Consider the following 24,026-nt stretch of genomic DNA (forward strand, 5'->3'; position numbering starts at 1 on the left):
ACCAGAGGGGAGTCATGGCTCGTCCAATAATCGCACTCTTAAGCGATTTCGGAAGCCAAGATCACTACGCCGGTGCAATGAAAGGTGTGGTCCTCAGCATTTGCCCTGAAGCCACCCTTGTCGATATTTCACATGACATTGCTCCGCATGACATTCTTGGTGGCGCTTTACAACTGGCCGCTTCTTATTCCTACTTTCCGCAGGGCACAGTCTTTCTCGTTGTGGTTGACCCTGGGGTAGGTTCGAAGCGTCGGGGACTTGTAGCGGACACAGGTGATTACCGGTTCGTAGCCCCTGATAATGGGGTATTGACGGCAGTGTTTGCCGAGGGTCCACCGAAGACCATTGTCGAGATAACCGAAAGGCGTTACGGTCGCCCAACGGTTAGCCGAACCTTTGAAGGGCGGGATCGTTTTGCGCCAGCAGCGGCTTGGCTGGCAAAGGGTACACGGTTAGCGGCACTTGGGCGTCCACTCCAATCTTATAGAACCATCGAAATACCAGTGCCGGTAATCGAGGCTGAAACTATCAAAGGTCAGGTAATTAGAGTCGATCGATTTGGAAATGCAGTGACCAATATTGATCGAAACTGTTTTGAGCGATTTGCTAATGCCGGCGCTGTGCAGGTAAAGGCTGGCGACTATCGCATCGACCGGTTGGTTGCTACTTACGAAGATATTGGCAGCGGCGAGGTGTCTGCGCTGTTCGGTAGTACCGACCATCTTGAGTTGACAGCAAACTCCTCCAGTGCAGCTAGGCGTCTTGGCTTGGACCGCGGATCGCTGGTAGTGGTGACTCGAGATTGACGGCCAGGGCCAAGGTTTTCACCCGAGGTTGCTTTTACTGCTACTGTTCACCGTGATACCATTCACTGTTTTGCTATCAGGAATTTCATTAACACATCGGTTGTCATCTTAAGAGCCGTCAGATCACTTATCATGCTTGGATTTGATCTCAACGAAGAACACCAGCTTCTGGAGCAATCCGTTCGTGAGTGGGGGGCCAAGGAGATTGCTCCAAAGATTCACGACCTCGATCGGGCCCACCAGTTCGACGCGACCATTCTTCCGAAAATGGCTGATCTTGGATTACTTGGAGTGTGTGTGCCCGCGGCTTATGGCGGTGCAGGTATGGACTACATTAGCCTTGGCCTGGCGAGCGAAGAGCTTGAGTATGTGGATACTTCGTTACGGGTAATCCTTTCTGTGCACGTTGGTCTTAATTGCCTTTCCCTTTTAGCTTGGGGCACCGAATCTCAGAAGCAACAATATTTGGTTCCGCAGGCTCGGGGAGAGCGTATTTCGACTTACGGTCTAACGGAGCCGGCGGCGGGTAGTGATGTGCGGGGCTTGCAAAGTATTGCTGAAAAAAATGGCGCGGACTACATTCTGACTGGTGAAAAGCAATGGATATCACTAGCTGATGTGGCTGACAACTTTTTGGTGTTTGCTTGGACCGACGCGGAGAAGAAACGTCAGCGCGACCCATCAGGACTCACAGCGTTTATTGTTGAGCGAGATTTTAAGGGCTTTTCAAGCGGAACGATGAAGGAGAAGTGGGGCATTTTGGCTGGTAACACGGGTTACTTCAAGATGGACGAGGTGAGGGTGCCATCAGAGAATGTATTGGGTAGGCCTGGCGAAGGATTCAAAATTGCCATGTTTGCGTTGGATCAAGGTCGTTACACGGTTGCAGCAGGGGCTACTGGGTTAATTCGCGCATGCCGGGATGCGAGCGCGTCCTACGCGAAAGAACGACAGGCGTTTGGAGTTGAGATTGCTCAGCACCAACTTGTTAAGGCGATGATTGCTCAAATGGAGTCAGACTATCAGGCCGCGAGGTTGCTTTGGCTACGATCGGGTTGCATGAAGAATGAAGGTAAACGAAATACTCGGGAGACCAGTCTAGCTAAATGGTTTACTACGGTTGCATCGGAGCGAGCAGCTAGCGATGCGGTCCAGGTTCACGGTGCGAACGGGTATTCTGACGAGTATCCTGTTGGCCGGTTCTTCCGAAACTGCAAGGGAGCAGTAATTTACGAGGGAACACGAGAAATCCACACTCTAATGCAAGCAGATTATGTTCTTGGCTATAGACAGGATGGCTCAACTCGGTGCCAGTTGCCGGCTTATGTGCCGTCAGAGTGATGAACACTCTGTTCCGAGGACGAACTGATGAACTCAGATCTCTCTCTCGATTTTCTCACTGTAGTTGAGCAGGCGGCTATTGCTTGTGCCCATACGATGGGTCAAGGGGATCGCCACCAATCAGACCTAGTGGCGGTTGAGGCGATGCGTCGATCGATGGACGCCGTACCGATGAACGGAACTGTCGTCATTGGGGAAGGTGAGCGGGACGAAGCTCCGATGCTGTTCATAGGCGAAAAGGTTGGTAAGGCCCAACACGACTCAGGGTCCTATCCGGAAATTGATATAGCCGTCGATCCACTGGAAGGTACCAACTTGTGCGCAACAGGTTCGCCAAATGCGATCGCGGTCCTGGCGGCAGCCGATCGAGGTGGATTGCTGCATGCTCCTGATATCTACATGGAAAAACTGGTCGTTGGACCCAGCTGTAAGGAGGCGGTGAGTCTCGATGCGTCTGTGTCTGAGAATCTCGGTGCTATCGCTGAGTGCCTTGGTCGCCGAGTTGAGGACCTCGTTGTAGTGGTTTTAGACCGGTCTCGCCATAAGAAACTAATTGATGATATCAGGGCAGCCGGCGCTCGGATTCTACTGATAACGGATGGCGATCTATCAGCAGGAATCTCGGCGGCAGTGGCAGGAAGCGGAATCCATGCAGTGATGGGTACGGGTGGCGCACCTGAAGGAGTATTGGCCGCAGCAGCCGCGCGATGTTTGAATGGTGAGATTCTCGCCCGCCTTGTGGTTAGGAAACCGGAAGATGAGGAGCGGTGCCGAGCCATGGGTATCAGTGATTTGAAACGGGTTTATCGTGCCCGCGATCTGGCATCTAGTGAATCGATTATTTTTGCTGCCACCGGGGTAACAGAAGGGACTCTAATGCAAGGCGTTCGGTTTTTCGGTGATGGGATTCGCACCCATTCACTGATTATGCAAACACGACCGCACCAAGTGCGCTTCGTAGATACTATTCACGTTAGAGGAAAATCCACTGAAACGCTAGTTCGGCTCTAATCGAGGGCAGGCCTATTGAATAGGCTGCGGCTCATTATTGAACGACCTCCCTTCCAAGAAGCACCAATCCAGTCATGATTGGTGGCGGAATCAAACGGCTCTTACGGTCGCCACTTTCATTGGTTCGGCTGGTTTCACTCTAGTCATGCCATTTCTGCCGTTGTATTTTCGAGTCCTTGGTGTCACTGACGTAGGGGCGATTGCGGTGTGGGCTGGTGTCAGTGTAGGAATCACGCCGGCAGTTGCTGCCGTTATGACTCCGCTCTGGGGCAAACTTGGTGACCGCGTTGGGCGCAAGCCAATGGTCGCTAGAGCCCTGATGAGTTTTATCGTCGTAATGATCGCTCTAGCATTCGTTACAGCGCCATGGCAGGTTTTTGCTCTTCGTTTCTTGCACGGTGTGTTTGCTGGATACGGAGCACTGACGTTGGCAATGGCCGCGGAATCGGCACCGGCCGACCGGATGGCCCGTGCAGTCGGTCTCGTGCAAATAGCCCGAAGGCTCGGTCCCGCAATAGGCCCGGTCATAGGTGGTTTAGTGGCCGCCCTGGTCGGTTTAAGGCAAGCGTTTCTCGTGGCGGCGTTCCTCTACGTGCTAGCCATGGTGGTAATGCTGTCGCTTTATCGTGAGCCGCCTCGCATTTTGTCTCGGCCATCTGACGATGTTAAGCCGAAGACTGTTCGCCAAGTAATCAGGTATAAAGGATTAGCTTTGATGATGAGCGTAATCTTTACAATGCAATATGTTGAGCGTAGCCTAGGCCCGGTTTTGCCCCTGTTCGTAGGGTCGCTTGGGGTGTCTATGGGCCAGGTTCCACTGTGGTCTGGAATTCTTTTTTCTCTAGTTGCCGGCGGTGGGGCCGTTGGTAACCATTTGTGTAGTCCGCTGCTTGAACGTTATTCACCGGGCACCGTGATTCTCGCAAGCATTATTGTGGCTACCGGCGTTGCTGCTAGTGTGTCTGGTGCTACGCAAGTCCTGTTGCTCGTAGCCGCATTGCCATTATTCGGGCTTGCGATCGGAATCGGCTCCACAGCCGCCTACACAATTGCGGGGCAGGTGATCCCTTCTGATGCGCAAGGTGTTGGTTTTGGTGTCTTGTCAAGCGCGTCGATGGTTGGGTTGGCGATTAGTCCTGTACTAAGCGGTTTACTAGGCAGTGTTAATCTACGGAGCGTCTTTTTCCTTGATGCATTACTGCTAGCGGCATTGGGCGTAGTCGGAAGTTCCAGTTTACGTAGAATTGTGACCATGAGAGATCTGAAGCCAGCTGAGCAGTAGTCGTTATTCCTCGTCGCTAGGTGGCTTTCGGTATTTGCGTCTCCGGGGAGGACGTTTGGTGCGGTTTTCATGAGGGCCCCCGCGTTGACGGGGGAGAGGCACTCTCGGAGTCTTGGGCTTTCGTCTTATGCGTTTTGGTGTCATTTAAGAGTCGTTTTGAGAATTATCGCATGTCCAAAGAAGTTCTCGTTTGTCAAAACGAATTCGCCTCAGGCATTATTGACCGAGTTGCCAATGCAGTGTTGGAAGGTCAAATCATCGTTTGTCCTACAGATACTTTCTATGCACTTGTTGCAGATGCGAAGAACTTAACTGCGATGGAGCAGATTTATACAATTAAGAATAGATCGACCAACCAGCCGTTACCGCTTATTGCGGTGGACGTGCAACAGGTGAACGAACAGGTTGGAGCTCTTTCCCAGCTCGGAGAACGCCTGGCTTCAACTTTCTGGCCTGGTCCTCTAACTTTGGTTGTACCAGCGCACGCTGCCCTTGGGGATCAATGTAAGGCCGCTGACGGGTCTGTCGCTGTTCGAGTGCCCGATCAGTGCTTCGCTAGGGAAGTTATAAGTGAAGTAGGCCATCCAGTTACGGCAACGAGCGCCAATGTTTCTGGCGATACTGCGATCAGTCGAATAGAAGATTTAACTCAAGAGATTCGAGATGGTGTTGACTTGATTATTGACGCGGGAAACCTTGTGGGTGGTGTGCCTTCAACAATCGTTGATGTTCGTTATGCAACGCCGATATTGATTCGAGATGGGGCAGTTCCCTGGAATCGCGTGTTAGAATCGCTTCAGTGATGCGGCGAGAGTCTGAGCGCGCCTTCCAATCATCAGTGACACCTTCAAGATTTCAGCGAGCGGCCCTGATTGGAATAACTGCGGGCGATCGCGATTCAACCGAGTCGTCACTTGAGGAGTTGGCTCGACTTGCCCAAACAGCAGGCGCTATTCCGGTGTTTCGAATTCTGCAGGAACGTCGTCGGCCACACCCAGGGACATTCCTTGGACTAGGAAAGGTTAAGGAATTAGGAAGGGCTTGTGAGGAGCATGAAATCAACGTTGTGATTGCAGATAGTGAGCTTTCGCCGATCCAGCGAGGAAATCTTGAAGAGATTGTCCAATGTGGTGTTATCGATCGGACCCAATTAATCCTAGACATTTTCGCTCGTCGCGCTCGCAGCAGTGAAGGTAAGCTTCAGGTTGAACTGGCGCAACTACGATATTTACTACCCAGACTTGTTGGATTCGGGCGGGCGCTGTCACGTCTCGGAGGGGGGATTGGAACCCGAGGTCCTGGTGAGACGAAACTCGAAACGGACCGTCGGCGTATTCACCGTCGTTTGTCAGCAGTCAAACGTCAGATCGAACGTGTGAGAAAGCATCGAGCCCAACTTCGCGCAAGACGTACTAAGCGGCAATTACCTACCGTAGCACTTGTTGGTTATACCAATGCTGGTAAGACTACGCTGTTTAATCGGCTGACGGGAGATGACGCTGTGGCTTCAGATGCGTTATTTGTAACGTTGGATCCGTTAGTTCGACGGCTTCGCCTTTCTGATAATAGAACGGTTCTGTGCTCTGATACCGTAGGATTTCTTGATCGTCTTCCGCATACCTTAGTGGCGGCCTTTCGGGCTACATTGGAGGAAGTGGCAGAGGCTGATCTTGTTGTACAGGTGTGTGACTCGTCAAGTCCAGTGAGAGATGAGCATGTTAGAGCGGTCCAACGTGTACTTGCTGAGATTAGAGCTGATACGGTGCCTTGCGTAGTCGTCTGGAATAAGAGCGATTTAATCACTAGGGAGGAGCGGCGCCGAATCCGTTTACGTGAACCTGGGTCCGTGTGCCTGTCGGCAATTGACCCCGCAAGTCGGTCAATTGCATTGGAGCTGATCGAGAAGGGGCTTAGGCGGACAACTACTGGGGCTCAATATTGTGAAACGGGACGGACAGCCTAAATCAACCAAGGGTTGCTTAATTAGACCGTTATGAGAGGGAACTTTTTAAGACGCGATCGACTCTTTGTCCTACTGTTTGTAGGCATAATATGGACAGTTGGGTGTGCTCCAACCCCGACCCCGATAGCGCCTGGAGTATCCCAATTTCCCAACTTCATATTTCCGACGGTCCCTGACTCGATGGTTAATTCTCCTGTTGTAAGCGAGCACATCGAGGCTTGGCGGAGACTGCAGGCTGGTGACTTATTTTCGGCTACTGCTGGGTTTTCGGAGGTGCTTTCGGCGAACGAAATATTCTATCCGGCTGAGGCGGGCCTCGGCTATGTAGACATCGCTGCCAGACGATTGGATGATGCGTTAGAGCGATTCGGTTCTGTATTGGAGGACGTACCAGGATATGCCCCTGCTTGGGTTGGGCGAGGAGAGGCGCTATTAGCTTCGGGGCGAGAGGCAGAGGCGATGTTGGCTTATGAATCGGCACTAGTCGCGGATTCTAATCTTTCTGACGTTCGCCGAAGGATTCAGGTGCTCCGCTTTCGTAGCGTTCGTGTTGCTATCGAGATAGCTCGGGCCGCGGAACAGGCCGAGCGGTATGGGGAAGCACGACAGGCATACGAGGAGGCCCTGACTATTGCTCCTAACAGTGGAGTGATTTACCGAGGGTTAGCGTTTATCGAACACCGGCTTGGTGATCTTGGGCGGGCACTTGAGCATGTTATGAGAGCGAATGACCTTGAGCCGGGCGATCCGGGAGGCTTAACGCTTCAGGGAGAGATTCTCGAATCTCTCGGCGATCTTGAGGGCGCAGAGACCGTGTTTTCGCAGGCGGTACGTATCGATCCAACGCCGGACAGGCGTGAGAATCTTGATCGCGTCTTGGGACGACTAACCGCTTTACGTTTACCTCCAGAATATCGCGCCATTCCGACTAAAGACCGGATAACTCGTGCAGAGTTGGCTTCAATAATCGGTGTAAATCTTGGCCAACTCCTGTCAAGTTCTGAACAAAACGTAACAGTGCTTACTACCGACACACGAACTCACTGGGCTTATCAATGGATTCTTCTCGTAGTTGAGGCAGGAGTCATGGAGGTGTTTTCAAACCACACTTTTCAACCAGAAAGTCTCGTGGATCGTGGCGGGCTTGCTCAGGTTGTAAGTCGCGTGTTGACACTGATTGTTAGACGAGATCCAAGCAGTGGTGCAAGCTGGCAAACAGTTCGGCGACAATTTACCGATGTCGACCAGCAGCATTTACTGCACGAGGCTGCATCGGTGGCAGTAGCCGCCGAGATTTTACCTATTCTCGAGGGTAATCGCTTTGGCTTATCCGATTCTGTTAGCGGTCGCGAAGCTTTAGCAGCGGTGGACCAACTTGAAGGATTGCTAGTCCCTGAGAAGTAAACGTTATGGCCGTAATAACATTAGCAAACCAACTTACGCTATTACGGATGCTACTAATCCCAGCATTTGTGATTTTAACGGCCTATCACTTCTTGGGATGGGCGCTCGTCACATTTGTCGTCGCTGGTGTGACGGATATGCTGGATGGTGTTATTGCTCGGTGGTCGAATGAACGGACAAAGATTGGCGCATGGTTAGATCCAGCTGCAGACAAGCTTCTGTTATTAACCGCTTTCGTTGTTCTAACGCTTCCAGAGCTTAACCTAACGAATAAATTACCAATTTGGTTAACGGTGGTGGTTATTAGCCGTGATGTGATCATTGTGCTTACAGTCGCGATCGTTAATTTGGCCGTTGGACCTCGGACATTTCCCCCTTCAGTATTCGGCAAGCTGGCCACTGGAACCTACGTCGTGACAACAGTTATCGTCATGACTTTTAATTACCTTGAACAAGAGTCAGTAGCTGTTGATGTGTGTATTTACGCGTCGCTCGTGATTGCTCTTGTTTCCGGTTTGCACTACATTGCACACGCTGCAAGAGTCGTCAATCGTCACTGATCGCAATAATTCAAGATCGGTTTAGTGTGAAGATTAGGCGATTCTCTGTTTTACATACTCAATCGTCCGACTAAGGCCTTCGTGAAGGTTAACGTGAGGAGTCCATCCTAAAATCTCTCTAGCTTTTGTGATGTCAGGTTGGCGCACCTTGGGATCGTCAATGGGGAGACGTTGATGGATGATCTGGCTACGCGAACCGGTCATCGTAATGATCTCTTGGGCGATCTCGTTGATTGTCATCTCTTTTGGATTACCCAAATTGACCGGGTCGTTGGTGTTCGACTCCATCAGACGCAGGATTCCGTCCACGAGGTCACTTATGAAGCAGAAACTTCTAGTCTGATTACCGTTACCGAAGACGGTTAAGTCCCTTCCGGCGAGCGCCTGTGCAATAAAGGTGGGAATGGCCCGACCATCGTTAACGCGCATTCGTGGACCATAGGTATTGAATATTCTGGCGATTTTCGTGTTCACCCCATGATACCGATGGTAGGCAACTGTGATTGCCTCCGCAAAGCGTTTCGCCTCGTCATAGACGCCTCGAGGACCGATCGGATTCACGTTGCCCCAGTACGACTCAGGCTGTGGATGTTCAAGCGGGTCGCCGTAGACTTCTGAAGTAGAGGCAAGTAAGAATGTTGCTCCCTTTGCTTTCGCAAGTCCCAAGGCCTTGTGGGTACCGAGTGCGCCGACCTTCAGTGTTGGAATCGGCCATTCAAGATAGTCAGTTGGGCTAGCTGGGCTAGCCCAGTGCAACACAAAGTCTACTTGGCCATCAATTGAAATATGCTCTGTCACATCGTGGTTGATAAATTTGAATCTTTGATTGTCCAGATGCTTAATGTTGTCTGCACTTCCAGTTAATAGATTATCTAGGCCAACTACGTTATGCCCTTGGCCTAAGAGACGATCTGCTAAATGGGATCCAATGAATCCAGCGATTCCAGTAACGATAATACGTGCAGACATGGGAGAGAGTACGGAGTAATCAATATGCGCGTAAATGAAAGAGGCCTCTCACAATGGTTAGCCATAGGATCTTAAAGTCTAGACTTACGGACCAGTTCTCTATGTAGTGCAGGTCAAACTCAATGCGTTTCTCAATTGAGGTGTCGCCACGCCACCCGTTCACTTGGGCCCACCCAGTAATGCCAGCCTTAACTTTATGACGAAGCATATACTGTGGATATCGATGTTTAAACTGTCTCACAAAGTACGGCCGCTCAGGTCGTGGGCCGACTAAAGACATATCGCCACGAAGTACATTCCAAAGCTGTGGGAGCTCATCGAGATAGAAGCGACGAAGCCAAGCGCCTATAGGTGTGCGGCGCGGATCATTGTCCCGCGACCAGACCGGCCCGGTTTCTCCTTCAGCCTCGTATTGCATGGAGCGAAACTTGTACACTGTGAACGAACGACCATCTAACCCCATTCGTTCCTGTCGATAGATAACTGGTCCTGGGGATGCGTAGCGGACAAGCAGTGCGATCACAGTCATGGGAACTGAGAAGGTCAAAAGGGCCGTCACCGACAGGCACACATCGATTATTCGCTTGAAAGCCGTGTTAATGCCGTGCAGGGGCACGTCGTTTACGCTGATGATTGGAATCCCATCGAAATCTTCTAGACCAGCACGAAGTGCGATAAATTGAAATAGGTCTGGAACAACCTTTATCTCCACACATTCCCGGGTGGCGTCCTCAATGAGCGACAGCATCTTAACGTGTTTCTCAAGAGGGAGAGTGATGTAAAGTAAGTCTACTTGCTCGCTGATGAGGAAGTTACCGGTTTCATCGAGAGTTCCAAGGAGCGGAAGTCCTCGGTATCCAAGACGATCCTCGGTAGCGCGATCGTCAACGAAACCGATCACCTGATAGCCGAGTTCACGGTGTTGCAGACACTTATCGGTTACGAGACGACCTAGGTCACCGCTGCCTGCGATCAGAACACGCTTGAGCCCGATACCGGCTCGCCAGCGGCGCTCAAAGACGGTCCGAACGAATTCCCGAAGATTATACGAGGCAACGGTGTTTACTAAAAGAAACAACACCCAGACCAGTTGGGAAACCTCGTATGCTCCACGCTCCTTGAGTGCAGGTGGTAGGAGGTAAGTCTGAATATACAAGGTCGTTACGATACCCAAGACGACGGCGATCACATTACCAACTAAGACACCGAAAAAGTCATCGAGGCGGGTTCGGTGACGTCGGAGTCTGTACATTCCGTGAACTTGGAACGCGACAGGGACAATTAAAGCAACTAACGGAAGGACACTAAGATATTGCGCAAAGGGTGGATAACCGCGAGTTACAGGTATTAAATCGGTTTCGAAACGGATAGCGTAGGCCAACATGAAGGCCGCCATCCCCAATATTGCGTCAGATACAACGTGCAGAGTGACAAGAAGCTTAGCCCGGTTCGTTACCATCGCGCCCCGTCTTCGAGAGGTGCGATCATGCCTGATACAGCCTCGCTGATATTTGAGAGGAAATGTCCCTCCGAAAATCTCAAGGCATGCGTCCTGATCGCTGATTTATCAAACTTTGATATCCGATTGCTGCAAAGCACGCTTGCGAAAGCTGCTGGCGCGCACTCGTCAACAAGAACACCAGTTACTTCGTTGATAACGGTCTCTTGGGCACCTCCACGATTCAGTGCTATAACAGGGCATCCGCACGCTTGAGCTTCCAAGGGTGCGATGCCAAACTCCTCTTCACCTGGAAGGAGAAATACCTTGGCTTGGCGGTACTGCTCACGCACCGCTTCATCGTTCAGGTTCCCAAAGAACTTAACCTCGGGACCGGCGAGTTTACGAAGTCGTTCCATTTCAGGTCCAACGCCAATAATGCGAAGCGGAATGCCGGCAAGGCGACACGCTTCGATGGCAAGGTCTATTCGCTTATACGGTACAAGCGCCGACACAATTAGGGCTGCTGGGCTCGCTTCCGTGGGAGCCGGATGAAAGAATACTGTGTCGACTGGTGGATACACCACTGCCGCGGGCCGATTATAGTAGCGCTGGATCCGACCTGCAACATGGTTGGAGATTGCTACGTAGCGGTCAACTCGACCAGCGGTGCCTGCATCCCATCGAGCTAGTTGACGAAATACTGGCCGCGCGAGAGCATTCGCGACTGGTCCGATTCGTTCAACACCGAAATAGACTTCGAATTGATCCCAAGCGTAGCGCATTGGTGTAAAGCAGTAGCAAAGATGGCGAGCCCGGCCAGGTTTTACGATTGACTTGGCCACGCAATGGCTAGTGCTGATTATGAGGTCGAAGCGATCGAAGTCGAACTGTTCGATGGCAATTGGGAAAATTGGCAGGTAATGGCGATAAAGTCGTCTACTGAATGGCATTTGTTGGACAAATGACACGTGAGGTTGTCGTTCTTCGAGCAATGATGAGACTGTTCCAGGATGATGAAGCAAGGTAAAGAGTTCAGCATTAGGATACAGTCGACAAAGCCCTTCAAGAGCGCGCTCCCCACCGCGCATGCCGGTTAACCAGTCGTGAACAAGAGCGACTCGGCTCTCATGGTTTAGTGGCGCCCGATTAAACTCAGGCATTGCCCATACCTGGTTTACCGGATGGGCGATTGTCGGAATGTGATGTTTCACGATAAATTTCTAGAATACGTTTAATAGATCGGTCCCAAGAAAACTGCCTGGCGCGTGTCCGGCCTTTGGTTACAAGCTGTTCCCTAAGAATATCGTCTTCTAAGACACGGCAAATCCCGCTAGCGATTTCATCTTGACTTTGCGGATCAACTAGAACTGCGGCGTCTCCGGTCACTTCTGGGAGGGAAGAAACGTTGGACGTAACAACTGCGGTCCCGCTGGCCATGGCTTCGAGGGGCGGTAATCCAAAACCTTCGTATAGTGAAGGAAAAACAAATGCTCGCGCGAGGTGATATAGGACTCTAAGTGTTTCATTGGGCACGAAGCCGAGGAAGCGAACAGAACGATGTAGCTGATATCGATGCACGGCTCGTCGCAATTTTGCGTAGCGAGTAATGTCGTCTCCGATAATTAATAGGGTGAGGTCGTCATGTCCAAGAGAGCGAACCTTGTAGAATGCATCGAGTAGTCGTTCTAGATTCTTATGTGGATGTACATTGCCTACATACAGTAGAAATGGCGCTTGCAGCTGATAACGTTCTCTGATCCGTTCTACGTTTTGATCAGGGGGCGGAACAAAGAAACAGTCATCGATCGCATTTGGTATTACAGTGATTTTATCGGCTGGGATGTCAAAAAAATTAAGGATGTCTAGTTTCGAGGCTTCTGAGACTGTAAGGACTCGATCTGATCGGTGGGTGGCCGTCCAAAGTGCGGCCCGGGCGTATCCATGGGCGAGTCGACTAGGTAGATACTGAGGGAATCTAAGGTGGATGCAATCATGAATTGTTACGATGGACCGGCAAGGGGTCAGAGCAGGTAATGTGTAGTGCGGTGCGTGAAAAAGATTAACACCTTCCCTCTGAAGTTGGAATGGGATGCGTATCTGTTCGCTGATTGAGTATGGACCCGCGGGTTGTGAAACTAGTCGAAAATTTTCCCCGAGATTAGCTGCAAAAGTCTGATCGCCTGGTTTGCACAATAATATATATTCAGTCGTGGAATCGAGCCGATGCAGATGTGTTACCAGGTTCCTGACGTAGGTTCCTATTCCATAGTCGTGTAACTTTCTAACGTCAATAGCGATACGCAAGGGCTCATTCCTTATTCGGGATAAGTGTATCAAAGCACCTATAAGGTTCTCCAAGGGCAGGTTGTCTCGACGTCGTCAGATGCGCCGGCAAAATCGAAGATAAGATCTCAAAATTGGCGCCCAAAACGGATGATGTTTGCCGTAAAAAGCTAACTGGCTCCGGCGGTAGGCTAAAGCGGTGGCTTTTGGCGCTGTCGCAGCCGACTGACCGCGTATGTGTTGAACTTCAGAAGCTGGGGTAAAGAGTATCCGGCGTTGCCGAGAACGGATTGCAGCACAAAAATCTACGTCTTCTATATACATAAAAAAACGTTTATCAATAAAACCAACTGCTTCGGCATCGACTCTGCGTACGAGTAGGCAGGCTCCGCTAACCCAATCAGGAAAATGAACGCGGTTTGCCCGATTCCTAATGAGGGAGGTCACGGGCGGAAATCCGTGACCATATAACCAGGTGAATATTTTCTGTTGAATTTGGTTAAAAGGTCCGAGCATCGGGCCCCATGACAACTCGACGGAACCTGCGCCATCCACGAGACGAGGTCCAGCGACAGCGCACTCATCATCGCTCATAAGGGCATCCACTAGACGGTCAAGCGCACCTTCAGGAACAACAGTATCGGGGTTCAGGAGTAATACCAGCGGTGCTTTGGTGTGAGCGAATCCAATGTTACAGCCTTCAGCAAAGCCAACATTCTCTAGTAATGGGAGGATTCGGACTTTTGGCCATTTTTCGTGCACAGAAACCACATTGTTATCATTTGAGGCGTTGTCCACGACAATAACCTCGTGTGGTCCTGATGGTGGATGGGCGTGCAATGAGAGTAAGCAGCGGTCCAAGTGATTTGCAGCGTTAAAACTGACGATGATGATGTCAAGCGCAGTCATACTGCTGCACTTTCGATGACGTCGAGGGTGAGTTCGGCCGTACGCTTCCAGGAATAGCGGTCTATTACGTGGTCGACTGCTTGGGAAGTACTATTTAGGCCTGTGATGATTGCATTGGCGATGCTGTCGAGATCCCCTGGGACTGCGTATATTGCGGCTTCACCGTATACCTCTCTGGCCACTTCTGTGTCGAGAACGACCAATGATTGGCCTGCTGCTAAGGCTTCTAGTGGCGGAAGGCCAAAGCCTTCGTATTCCGAAAGAAAGGCGAACACGCGCGCCCGGCCGTAAAAGCTGGTAAGGCGTTTGTCATCCACCCAACCATCGATAGACACTCGGTCGTCAATTCCAAGGCCCTTGCTAAGTTGTCCGAGATGTTCGAACGGGTAGGTTCGGTTACTTCCGATCACGGCTAGCCTAGCATCAGGTGCTCGTGTTAACACTCGAGTGAACGCAGAAAGAAGCCAGGGCAAGTGGCGGCGGGTAAAGATCGATCCGACAAAAAGTATCAAAGGTTCTTGGTGTTCTGGAGAGTTGGCCGAGGCCAAGTAATCATCTGCAGCCAGTGGGATCACAGTTATCCGTTCAGGTTGGACATTGAGCCAGTTAACGATTTCACTTTTTGAGAAGTTGGATATGGTTAAGATTCTGTCGGCGCGGGAGACTGCACGACTCGCAAGGTAGCGGCGGCGAAGGCCTTCCTTCCATCTAAACCACTCCGGACGTGCAAGAAATGACACGTCTGGGATAGTCACTACTATGGGACACTTAACTCTGAGTGGAGCAGAATAAGCTGGTGAAAAGAACACGTCTGGCTTTGCTGAGTTGACGGCAGGTGGAAGGGTTACTTGCTCCCACCAACTCCCTGTGGAACCAGGAACCACCTTGGTTCTAAATTGGCCACTATTTGCAGACAGAAGAGGAAGGAGTTGGTCTCCAGCTTCTGGCTTCCTAGGGAAATAAAGTGTGAATCTATGTGTCTTTCCGCGAGTTGAATCCGCCCACTTCTGACACAGGTTTGCTAAATAGCGTCCGATTCCGGTCGTATAGCCAAGCAACTCACGAGCGTCGATGCCTATGTGCATTAGCTGAGGCGGAGGTAAGCCTCATAATCCTCGGCGGTGGCGAACCGCAGTTTCATACGCATTAAGAAGGATGCGCGCCGACTTGTCCCAATTATAAGCCTGCGATTGAATGAGACCACGGGCTACGCACCTATCAGCGTATTCCCGATCATCCAGGATCCTGGCCATGGACGCTTCGATTGCACTTTCGTCCTCGGGGTCAACAAGAGTGCCGGCATCACCAACCGTCTCTGGTAAGGCGCCTCGGTTTGCGGCCACCACTGGGACTCCCACGGTCATTGCTTCGAGAGCAGGAAGGCCGAAGCCTTCATCCAGCGATGGTAGGACCACCATGCTGGCGCGGCGATAGAGCTTATAGCACTGGTCCCGAGAGACGTAGCCTAATACTCGAACCTTGTTATTAAGTTGCGATGCCTCGAGTTCTTTGAGCTCGTCTAATCCAGTCGGTGAGATTTGGCCAGCTAGAACGAGTTCTGGAGTGTCGGCGCGATGGTTAGCGAGCGAACGGTAAGCTCGCAATAATGTAGGGAGGTTCTTTCTTGGTTCGATCGAGCCAACGAAGAGAATATGTCCCTTATACGCTGGTGCACTACGTGGGGTCCAGGCTGGGGCACCATTGGTGCAAAGGATAATTCGCTCCATCGGAACCCCTAATTGTTTGCTTACGAGCGATGCTGTGTATTGGGAAGGCACAATTACACCATCTGCTCGCGTAGCGTGTTGTTCAGCTAAGGCTGGATAGTCGGAGCGTATCTCAGCTGATGTCTGGTCAGGATGGTTAAGGAAGTAAAGGTCGTGGATGGTGACGAAACACGCTGCTTGCCTTGAGGGGATCATGAGTGGATGCGGTGAATGGACCACGTCGTAATGTCCTGCTAGGAGTTCGATGGAGGGCCACTCTACGTTATGCCAAAGCCAGTTAAGGCAACGAACTGGAATACGTCGATCAACCACGTGCGCATTGTCTACGGTGTTTGGTGACAGCCGATGACGCAAGGAGCTTGAAAAAATAGTTACCGACACATCTCTACAGGAACCCTCTGCAGCGATTGCCCGGGAAAGGTTGTGAGTGTGTTCACCAACACCAGTAGGCTGGTGTAGTGCAGGGCGATAGTCGATGAGGATGCGCACGTTGGACTGCTTGAGGTCCTGAACTTCACTTGGTTGAGGAGAGCCAACCTCCGGGTGGTCCCGGACGGTTACCGATGATAGCAGAGACACCTTAAAGACAAAAGGTTTGAAGTACGCAACCCCTTATTAATCAATAGCTTGACTGGTTATGCAGCCAATGTTACCGTTGATTCTTTGTCGATTGGGATGAGCGACCGACTGTTTCGAGTGGTAGTCAGACGACGGAGGCTGTTCGAATGAAGATTACAGTGGTTGGCACTGGCTACGTGGGTCTAGTTGTAGGAGCTGGTCTTGCCGAACACGGCAACGATGTTGTGTGTGTTGACATCGACCCGAAGAAGGTTCGAACTCTTCAACGAGGAAAGATTCCAATATTCGAGCCTGGCCTTGAGGAGTTGGTGAAGCGAAATCGATCGGAAAAACGTTTAAGTTTTACCCTAGAGCTTACCAAAGCAGTTCGCCGATCAGCCGTCGTTTTCATCGCAGTTAGCACTCCCGAAGGGGAGAGTGGGAACGCGGATATCAAGCAGGTGTTCACAGCTGCCCGAGATATTGCTCGTGCGATATCAGGATTTACCGTAGTGGTGATAAAGAGCACGGTCCCTGTCGGTACCGCTATGCGAGTCAGAGAGATAATCGAACAGGAAACCAAGCACCCGTTTAGTGTCGTTAACAACCCCGAGTTTCTAAAGCAAGGTGCTGCAGTCGACGATTTCCTAAAACCGGCTCGGGTTGTAGTTGGAGCCGACGATTCTCGAGGTGCTGAGATTATGAAGAGGCTCTATGTGCCTCTCACACGTACTGGCGCTCCAATTCTCATCATGGATCACGCAAGTGCCGAACTCGCAAAGTATGCCGCAAATGCAATGTTGGCGACACGAGTGTCATTCATGAACGATATTGCAAACGTTGCCGAGCAGGTCGGTGCAAATATTGACAGCGTCCGGCAGGCGATAGCGACCGATCCTCGTATTGGTTCCGCGTTCTTGTTTCCAGGAGTCGGCTACGGTGGAAGTTGTTTTCCTAAGGATCTCAAGGCCTTGCAGAACACGGCCAGAGCTAGCGGCTACGACTCTAAGTTACTTGCCGCGGTAGAGGCTATTAATGATGGCCAGTGGGTACGATTCGTCGACAAGATTAGGGCGTACTTCGGTGCACTCACTGGAAAACAGTTCGGCGTGTGGGGATTAGCATTCAAGCCGCGTACTGACGATATGCGTGAGGCGCCCTCGGTTCCGATAATTAAACGGCTATTGGCTGAGGGTGCCACGGTGCAGGCGTACGATCCCCAGGCCGAGCAAGCCGCGCGACGTATATTTGGTTCAAACCTGTCGTATGTAAATCGGAGTTACGATGCGATAAAAGGGGTAGATGCTCTGTTGATCGTAACCGAATGGAATGAGTTTCGTGAACTTGATTTTGAGAAGGTGCGATCCTTAATGCGTAGTCCAGTGATTTTTGATGGCAGGAACCTATTCTCTCCTGAAGAGATGCGTGACCATGGCTTCGTTTATGTTTCTATTGGTCGGCAATCGTGAGTAATGTGCTGGTTGTTGGTGGTGCGGGATATATCGGCAGTCATGCGTGTCTGGCCCTGCGTGAGGCCGGGCATGAAGTGGTTGTATACGACAACCTTTCTACTGGGCATCGGGAGGCAGTCCTAGGTGGTGTGCTTGTTGATGGTGATGTCAGGGATGTTGAAAAACTCAAGGAAGCCTTGAGGAACTATAGAGTGGCGGTCGTGATGCATTTCGCGGCCCTTATTTCGGTGGCGGACTCGGTATCGAATCCAATTGCATACTACGGGGCCAATGTTGAAGGTACGCTGTCACTTCTCAGTGCAATGGTAGATGTGGGAGTTGAGGTGATGGTGTTTTCATCTACGGCTGCAGTGTACGGGAAGCCAGATTATTCGCCAATGTGTGAGGATCACCCGACTAGGCCACTGAATGCATACGGAGAAAGCAAGCTAGCAATTGAACGTGCTTTTCCTCACTATGAACGAGCTTACGGCCTCAAGATCAGCAAGTTGCGTTATTTCAATGCTAGCGGTGCCGACTCGAAAGGTCGTCTTGGAGAAGTGCATGATCCGGAAACTCATCTGATACCACGAGCGTTCAACGCAATACTAGGGGGGGCTCCACTTGAGATCTTTGGAGAGGAGTACTCAACCCCAGATGGAACCTGTCTGAGAGATTTCGTGCACGTCACAGATTTAGCGGATGCTCACGTCCGTGTGCTTAGGCACCTTCAAGATGGGGGCGAGTCAGGTGTTTACAACGTTGGAACGGGCAGTGCTTATTCAGTTAGGGAAGTTATTCAAATGGTTGAGAAGGTGACTGGTCAAAGGGTCCCCACCATAAGTTCTCCGCGACGCATTGGCGACCCGAGCTCCCTCCTGGCTGCAAGTGATCGCATTCAGAACGAGCTTGGTTGGATGCCGATACATTCGGATCTCCAGGATATCGTTGAGAGCGCTTGGCGGTGGCATCAAACTGGTTGGCACGGCAGTGCGACAGGAGATGCGGGGTGACACCGGTTCGACGCCTATGGCATTACGCATGGCCCTACCGCATTCGGTTACTTGCGGCACTAGTAGCCATGGGCGTGTTTGGAGCCGCTTCCGCTGGCCTGGCTTATTTAATTAAACCAATCTTCGACGATGTTCTGCCTAATCGTGAGCAGCTCGGTTTTGTGGTTGGCACGATGATTGGTTGTTACCTTCTTAAGGGCGCGAGCTCATACGTATCAACTTATCTAATGACCGGAGTGGGCCAGCGGGTAGTTCGCAATGTTCGGAATCAACTGTTTAGTCACATAGTTAATCAGTCGGCCGGATTCTTTTCATCTCGTATGACGGGGCGGCTTGTGTCACGCATCACAAACGATGTGAATCAGATTCAGCTAGCCGTGTCGGTAACTGTTGGCGATCTACTCAGGGAGTCGTTAGCACTGGTCGGTTATGGGGCCCTGCTGTTCTATATAGATTCTGGATTGGCTCTGGTCTGTTTGACCGGTGCCCCCGTAGTCATTTATCCGTTGGTTCGGCTAGGGCAGCGAGTTCGGAGAACCACTCGTCGAAGCCAAGAAGAAATGGAACATTTGCATCACATTTCAACTGAAGCATTCAGTGGCCATCGAATCGTTAAGGCGTTCAGCGCTGAATCACATGAGGTTGAGAGGTTTAAGAGTTCTTCGGAAAGCTTGTTCCGAACGAATATGAAGGTCATGGGTTCCATTGCGGCCCTACCACCGCTTATGGAGTTCCTGGGCGGGCTTTGCGTGGCTGGTGCTCTCTGGTACGGCAGTCGCGAAATCGTTGCGCTTCGTCTAACCTCCGGCGAGTTCGCATCTTTCATCGCTGCGCTACTTATGATGTATGGCCCGGTTAAAAAGCTAAGCAGGGTCACCGCTGGTCTTCAGCAAGCTTCTGTGTCTGCTCAGCGGATATTTGAAATACTCGATGTGCACACTGAAGTTGTGGACCGACCGTCAGCAAAACCCCTGGGTGAATTGCAGCAAAGTATTTCATTCAAGGACGTAGGGTTTTCCTATGAAGGTTCTGATGGTAACTCGGTGCTTCAAAATATCACCCTCACGGTGCAGCCCGGCCAGGTGGTTGCGTTTGTCGGGCTTAGTGGATCAGGCAAGACAACCCTCGTAAATCTTATAGCCCGCTTCTATGATGTCACTCAGGGCGCAATTTTGCTGGATGGCGTCGATATTCGTGATGGAACATTGAGGTCGTTGCGCGGGCAAATTGCGATGGTTACCCAGGACACCATTTTGTTCGACGGAACGATTGCGCAAAACATTGCCTATGGTTTCCGCGACGCCTCTCAAGATGCGATTGAGGAGGCTTCACGGATTGCGCATGCACATGAGTTTATTAGTGAACTGTCGAATGGTTACGAGACGCAAGTAGGGGAAGGAGCTCAGAGGTTATCAGGAGGCCAACGACAACGGCTTGCGATAGCCAGGGCCTTGCTTACCAACGCTCCTATTTTGATTCTTGATGAAGCCACCTCGGCACTCGATAGTGAGTCGGAGGAACTGGTTCAGAAGGCATTCACGCGTCTGCTCTCGAATCGCACGTCGTTCGTGATTGCCCATAGACTGTCAACGGTTCGACGAGCTGATGTCATTGTCGTATTGGATGCTGGGCGGATAGTTGAGACCGGACGACACGATGACCTTCTGCAGCGTGATGATGGAGTGTATAGAAAGCTTTATGACATGCAAATCTTTGATCGGCCGAGAGCACAGTCAGCGGAATGCGAGGATGTTGAAAGGTCAATGAGCGGAGTTGGTTATATGGCTAATGAGCACGCAGACCTTGGAGTCAAGAGAGATGATTAGGTCGATGACAGGTTTTGCCAGTGTTGACATTGAACACCCCATGGTAGCCCTGAGTGTGACTCTGCGAAGTGTAAATCATCGACATTTGGATCTACACGTTCGACTGCCGAGTCCACTACTAGCTCTGGAGTCTCGGCTACGTACACAGGTGCAGCAGCAACTCACTCGAGGACGAGTCGAGCTGAATGTAAGTGCGCAATTTGTCCAGCGAGGTGGCCTTGAGGTTGAGGTTAACGAGGCACTAGTCAAGAGATTAAGTGAAGCCCTTAATCGGGTGAGGGCGAGTGGTCTCTCAATTGCTGATTTGACCGCTGGTGACCTTCTGCATTTACCCCACGCCCTTGAATTCAAGGAGGCTGCTTCGGATGCTGACGTTGCATCACAGCCTGACGTTATAGAAGTTGTGACCGGGGCCGTGGCCCAAGCTCTTGATGAATTGATCACCATGCGGTCTACCGAGGGAGAGTTTCTGCTCGCTGACTTGGATTCAAGATGCGTTTTAGTCGGTAACCTCATCGCGAAACTCGAGATCTCTGCTGCTCACGCTAAGGGGGTGCTAGAGGCTCGACTCAGCGACCGTATTGAGGAATTGGTGGGAGAAATAGAAGTGGACCAGGGGGTGGTTGCCCAGGAAATTGTAAAATTTGTCGCTCGTTCAGATATTGATGAAGAGATTGTTCGATTGAAGGGACATCTAGTCCATTGGCGGACGATCGTGGATGATAATCTGGCTTGCGGACGGCGTTTGGATTTTCTGCTTCAAGAGATGAACCGTGAGATTAACACTATCGGTTCTAAGGCTGAAGGATTGGAGGTGTCGGAGTTAATTGTTTCAGCCAAGGCAGAGCTCGAGCGGCTTCGTGAACAGGTGCAAAATGTTGAATAAAGTTGAAGACAAGGCATAGCGTGCGCAAAGGTTCACTATTTGTAATCTCCGCTCCGTCGGGGACCGGTAAGACAAGCCTTGTTGAGCGCTTGGTCGAGTCGATGCCAACTGTGGTCAAGTCTCGTTCGTATACAGCGCGAAGTCCTCGACAGGGTGAAACGAGGGGCGTGGATTATAGCTTTGTTAGTCGTGCAGCCTTTGAAAAGATGGTCAATTGCGACGAATTTCTTGAATGGGCGAATGTTTTTGGAAATCTCTACGGCACGTCGAAGGCGGATATAGAAGAGAAGATGGCGGGTGGTCTAGATGTGGCCTTAGTTATTGATGTAAAAGGCGCGCGTCAAGTTCGTCTGAGATCGGCTAATGCCACAACCATTTTTATTCTTCCCCCTTCACCTTGCGTCCTCGAATCACGCCTTCGAAGCCGTAATCAGAATAGCGACCAGGAGATTCAGGAGCGCCTCAGCGTGGCGCGGGAAGAAGTGAAAGCATTTGATGAGTACGACTACGTGATTATCAATGACGATTTCGATGCAGCCCTCAGTCGCTTAAAGGCAATAGTAACTGGTTGCGGTGACACATCGCTGGAAGCTGGGTCCTATGTGGACGACATAGTCGCGACATTCGAGTTAAAGTAGAGTATGGCTTTTATCGCATTAGGAGTAACCGGTAGCGTTGCCGCCTACAAGGCGGTGGAGGTGGCGCGCGGGCTCCAAAAGAATGGCCACGATGTAACTGTCATTATGACAGCTGCAGCGGAACGGTTTATTGGCCCACTTACCTTTGAGGCGATCACGCGTCGAGATGTCATTACAGATCAGTTTGCAGAGGGCCTGAATACTTCTGTCGAGCATGTATCGATGGCGTCTGCGATTGACTCACTCGTCGTGGCTCCGGCGACGGCAAATATCATCGGTAAGTTTGCAAACGGTATTGCGGACGACTTCCTCACCTCTATGCATTTGGTGACCAGGGCACCAATATTAATGGCACCAGCAATGAACACAAATATGTGGGGTCATGTTGCAGTTGAGCGAAACCTGGAGGTGCTCCGCGGGAGAGGTGTCCGCTTCGTTGAGCCGACCGAGGGTAACTTAGCCTGCGGATGGACTGGTCCTGGTCGCCTTGCCGAGCCCTCAAGTATCGTCACTGCTGTAGAAGAAAGCCTGCGCCCACGCGGCTCGCTTCTTGGCCGACGCCTCTTGATCACGGCCGGTCCAACATATGAGGATCTTGATCCGGTAAGATTTTTGGGGAATCGTTCGACCGGGCGAATGGGGCGGGCCTTGGCCCAAGCGGCAACCCGAAGAGGAGCCCGAGTTATTCTGGTAGCCGGGCCTATCTCTTTGGAAATGCCTGCAGGTGTCGAGGTTGTTAAGGTGAGGTCAGCCTCCGAGATGTACCGGTCGGTTATGGAACGTAAGACTGAAGCAGACGCAATGATTTTGGCAGCGGCGGTCGCAGACTATACACCGACCAACGGTCCACGGAGCCAAAAGCTTTGCAAGGATCAGCACGTTGAGACGATAAAGCTTACCCGGACATTGGATATTTTGGCGGACCTGGGAGCTTGGCGAGCTTGGCAGTCGAGCCCTCTGCTTGTCGGATTTGCTGCTGAAACCGAAGAGATGCTTGTGCACGCTAGGGCAAAGTTGAAAGCGAAGAACGTCGATCTAATCGTTGCGAACAATGTGTCCCAGCCAGATACAGGTTTTGGCGTTGATACAAACGCAGTTACTCTTGTATCTCACGATGTTGAAACATCCGTGCCGTTGCAAACCAAGAACGAAATTGCCGAAGTAATTCTCGATCGTGTCGAGGAATTGTTACGGGGCCGAGAAGCCGAGGGTCCTCAGAAAGTGCTAAGTGAAACCGCACACCGTAACAGCGCATCTTAAGTACTTTGGCGAGCTTGGTGTAACTGGATTGAGCAAAGATCCGGTCTGGCGGGGTCGAGGTGCTCAAGCAAGGCAAAAGCCTACCGAAGTTGAAACCGAAGCTAGTGCGTTTGCAGGCACTGAGAGTCTTGAAGCTATACGGTCGGACTTGGGCGAATGCACCCGCTGCAAACTCTCAGGGTTAGGTCGCCAGCAGATTGTCTTTGGTATCGGAAACCCCAGTGCAAAGCTAATGTTCGTAGGCGAGGCTCCGGGTCGAGACGAGGATACGCAGGGAATTCCCTTCGTTGGACGAGCGGGGCAGTTACTGACCAAGATTATTGAGGCGATTGGACAATCTAGAGAATCGGTCTACATAGCGAATGTAATTAAGTGTCGTCCGCCACAGAATCGAAATCCCGAAGAGGATGAGGTGGAGACATGCGAGCCGTTTCTATTTCGTCAGATTGACGTGATTCGACCTAAGGTTATCGTAGCGTTGGGTGCGTTTGCGGCCAAAACGCTTCTAAGAATGGATGCGCCAATCTCCAAACTGCGAGGACGTGAGTACGAATATCGTGGCGCGACTCTTATCCCCACATTTCATCCTGCCTACCTGTTACGTAACTCTAAAGGTAAGCGAGAGGTGTGGGAAGATATGAAGAGGGTCCGTGGTCTTCTTGAAAGAGGACTTTAGCCCCAAGGCGTAACTGTCGGCC

At 51.3% G+C, this 24,026-nt stretch carries 22 protein-coding genes; 15 read left to right on the top strand and 7 right to left on the bottom strand.

Going from position 1 to position 24,026, the window contains the following annotated elements; all coding sequences use genetic code 11:
* Positions 1–14 precede the first annotated feature (14 nt).
* The 8 genes from QGH09_05285 (at position 15) to QGH09_05320 (ending at position 8,367) form a co-directional block, all read left to right on the top strand.
* A complete protein-coding gene (locus QGH09_05285) occupies positions 15–806 on the top strand; it encodes an SAM-dependent chlorinase/fluorinase (GenBank protein HJO17593.1) in 792 nt (263 codons plus the stop codon).
* 132 nt (positions 807–938) lie between these two features.
* The gene (locus QGH09_05290; GenBank protein HJO17594.1) at positions 939–2,147 is read left to right on the top strand and encodes an acyl-CoA dehydrogenase family protein; all 1,209 of its coding nucleotides are present in this window, start codon (positions 939–941) and stop codon (positions 2,145–2,147) included.
* A gap of 27 nt (positions 2,148–2,174) precedes the next feature.
* A complete protein-coding gene (gene glpX, locus QGH09_05295) occupies positions 2,175–3,158 on the top strand; it encodes a class II fructose-bisphosphatase (GenBank protein ID HJO17595.1) in 984 nt (327 codons plus the stop codon).
* A gap of 37 nt (positions 3,159–3,195) precedes the next feature.
* On the top strand, positions 3,196–4,440 hold the full coding sequence (locus QGH09_05300) for an MFS transporter (GenBank protein HJO17596.1): 1,245 nt from the start codon (positions 3,196–3,198) through the stop codon (positions 4,438–4,440).
* A gap of 170 nt (positions 4,441–4,610) precedes the next feature.
* On the top strand, positions 4,611–5,243 hold the full coding sequence (locus QGH09_05305) for an L-threonylcarbamoyladenylate synthase (protein ID HJO17597.1): 633 nt from the start codon (positions 4,611–4,613) through the stop codon (positions 5,241–5,243).
* Positions 5,243–6,403 (top strand): GTPase HflX, encoded by a 1,161-nt coding sequence (gene hflX, locus QGH09_05310; protein ID HJO17598.1) that lies wholly within the window; start codon positions 5,243–5,245, stop codon positions 6,401–6,403. The genes QGH09_05305 and hflX overlap by 1 nt, the downstream gene beginning before the upstream one ends.
* Before the next feature lie 180 nt (positions 6,404–6,583).
* Positions 6,584–7,807, top strand: coding sequence for a tetratricopeptide repeat protein (locus QGH09_05315; GenBank protein HJO17599.1), 1,224 nt, complete (start codon positions 6,584–6,586; stop codon positions 7,805–7,807).
* 5 nt (positions 7,808–7,812) lie between these two features.
* Positions 7,813–8,367, top strand: a complete 555-nt coding sequence (locus tag QGH09_05320) for a CDP-alcohol phosphatidyltransferase family protein (GenBank protein ID HJO17600.1) — start codon at positions 7,813–7,815, stop codon at positions 8,365–8,367.
* A 33-nt stretch (positions 8,368–8,400) separates the two neighbouring features.
* Here QGH09_05320 and QGH09_05325 read toward each other — a convergent pair whose 3' ends face one another.
* The 7 genes from QGH09_05325 to QGH09_05355 form a co-directional block, all read right to left on the bottom strand.
* Positions 8,401–9,336 (bottom strand): UDP-glucuronic acid decarboxylase family protein, encoded by a 936-nt coding sequence (locus QGH09_05325; GenBank protein HJO17601.1) that lies wholly within the window; start codon positions 9,334–9,336, stop codon positions 8,401–8,403.
* Between the two features lie 19 nt (positions 9,337–9,355).
* Positions 9,356–10,795, bottom strand: coding sequence for an undecaprenyl-phosphate glucose phosphotransferase (locus QGH09_05330; GenBank protein ID HJO17602.1), 1,440 nt, complete (start codon positions 10,793–10,795; stop codon positions 9,356–9,358).
* Entirely contained in the window at positions 10,789–11,988 is a 1,200-nt protein-coding gene (locus QGH09_05335) for a glycosyltransferase (GenBank protein ID HJO17603.1), read from the bottom strand. Before QGH09_05335 ends, QGH09_05330 begins: the two co-directional genes overlap by 7 nt.
* Positions 11,930–13,081, bottom strand: a complete 1,152-nt coding sequence (locus QGH09_05340) for a glycosyltransferase family 1 protein (GenBank protein HJO17604.1) — start codon at positions 13,079–13,081, stop codon at positions 11,930–11,932. The genes QGH09_05335 and QGH09_05340 overlap by 59 nt, the downstream gene beginning before the upstream one ends.
* A 75-nt stretch (positions 13,082–13,156) precedes the next feature.
* A complete protein-coding gene (locus tag QGH09_05345; GenBank protein ID HJO17605.1) occupies positions 13,157–13,969 on the bottom strand; it encodes a glycosyltransferase family 2 protein in 813 nt (270 codons plus the stop codon).
* The gene (locus QGH09_05350; protein HJO17606.1) at positions 13,966–15,054 is read right to left on the bottom strand and encodes a glycosyltransferase family 1 protein; all 1,089 of its coding nucleotides are present in this window, start codon (positions 15,052–15,054) and stop codon (positions 13,966–13,968) included. The genes QGH09_05345 and QGH09_05350 overlap by 4 nt, the downstream gene beginning before the upstream one ends.
* A gap of 21 nt (positions 15,055–15,075) precedes the next feature.
* Positions 15,076–16,275, bottom strand: a complete 1,200-nt coding sequence (locus QGH09_05355) for a glycosyltransferase family 1 protein (protein ID HJO17607.1) — start codon at positions 16,273–16,275, stop codon at positions 15,076–15,078.
* 146 nt (positions 16,276–16,421) lie between these two features.
* Between QGH09_05355 and QGH09_05360 the strand changes: the two genes are divergently transcribed.
* Genes QGH09_05360 through QGH09_05390 form a run of 7 tightly spaced genes read left to right on the top strand, consistent with a single transcriptional unit; the run spans position 16,422 to position 24,004 of the window.
* Positions 16,422–17,723, top strand: a complete 1,302-nt coding sequence (locus tag QGH09_05360) for a UDP-glucose/GDP-mannose dehydrogenase family protein (protein ID HJO17608.1) — start codon at positions 16,422–16,424, stop codon at positions 17,721–17,723.
* Complete coding sequence (gene galE / locus QGH09_05365; GenBank protein ID HJO17609.1) at positions 17,720–18,718, top strand: UDP-glucose 4-epimerase GalE; 999 nt, start codon at positions 17,720–17,722, stop codon at positions 18,716–18,718. Before QGH09_05360 ends, galE begins: the two co-directional genes overlap by 4 nt.
* The gene (locus tag QGH09_05370) at positions 18,715–20,544 is read left to right on the top strand and encodes an ABC transporter ATP-binding protein (GenBank protein ID HJO17610.1); all 1,830 of its coding nucleotides are present in this window, start codon (positions 18,715–18,717) and stop codon (positions 20,542–20,544) included. The genes galE and QGH09_05370 overlap by 4 nt, the downstream gene beginning before the upstream one ends.
* The gene (locus QGH09_05375) at positions 20,537–21,430 is read left to right on the top strand and encodes a YicC/YloC family endoribonuclease (protein HJO17611.1); all 894 of its coding nucleotides are present in this window, start codon (positions 20,537–20,539) and stop codon (positions 21,428–21,430) included. The genes QGH09_05370 and QGH09_05375 overlap by 8 nt, the downstream gene beginning before the upstream one ends.
* Positions 21,431–21,450: 20 nt before the next feature.
* Positions 21,451–22,068 carry a guanylate kinase gene (gmk, locus tag QGH09_05380; protein ID HJO17612.1) on the top strand — a complete coding sequence of 206 codons (618 nt, stop codon included), beginning with the start codon at positions 21,451–21,453 and terminating at the stop codon, positions 22,066–22,068.
* A gap of 3 nt (positions 22,069–22,071) precedes the next feature.
* Positions 22,072–23,328 carry a bifunctional phosphopantothenoylcysteine decarboxylase/phosphopantothenate--cysteine ligase CoaBC gene (gene coaBC, locus QGH09_05385; GenBank protein ID HJO17613.1) on the top strand — a complete coding sequence of 419 codons (1,257 nt, stop codon included), beginning with the start codon at positions 22,072–22,074 and terminating at the stop codon, positions 23,326–23,328.
* Positions 23,297–24,004: a uracil-DNA glycosylase gene (locus QGH09_05390; protein ID HJO17614.1), complete on the top strand. Its 708-nt coding sequence runs from the start codon at positions 23,297–23,299 to the stop codon at positions 24,002–24,004. Before coaBC ends, QGH09_05390 begins: the two co-directional genes overlap by 32 nt.
* Positions 24,005–24,026 lie beyond the last annotated feature (22 nt).

The organism is Vicinamibacterales bacterium, assembly GCA_036012125.1.
Lineage (GTDB): Bacteria > Acidobacteriota > Vicinamibacteria > Vicinamibacterales > UBA823 > UBA11600.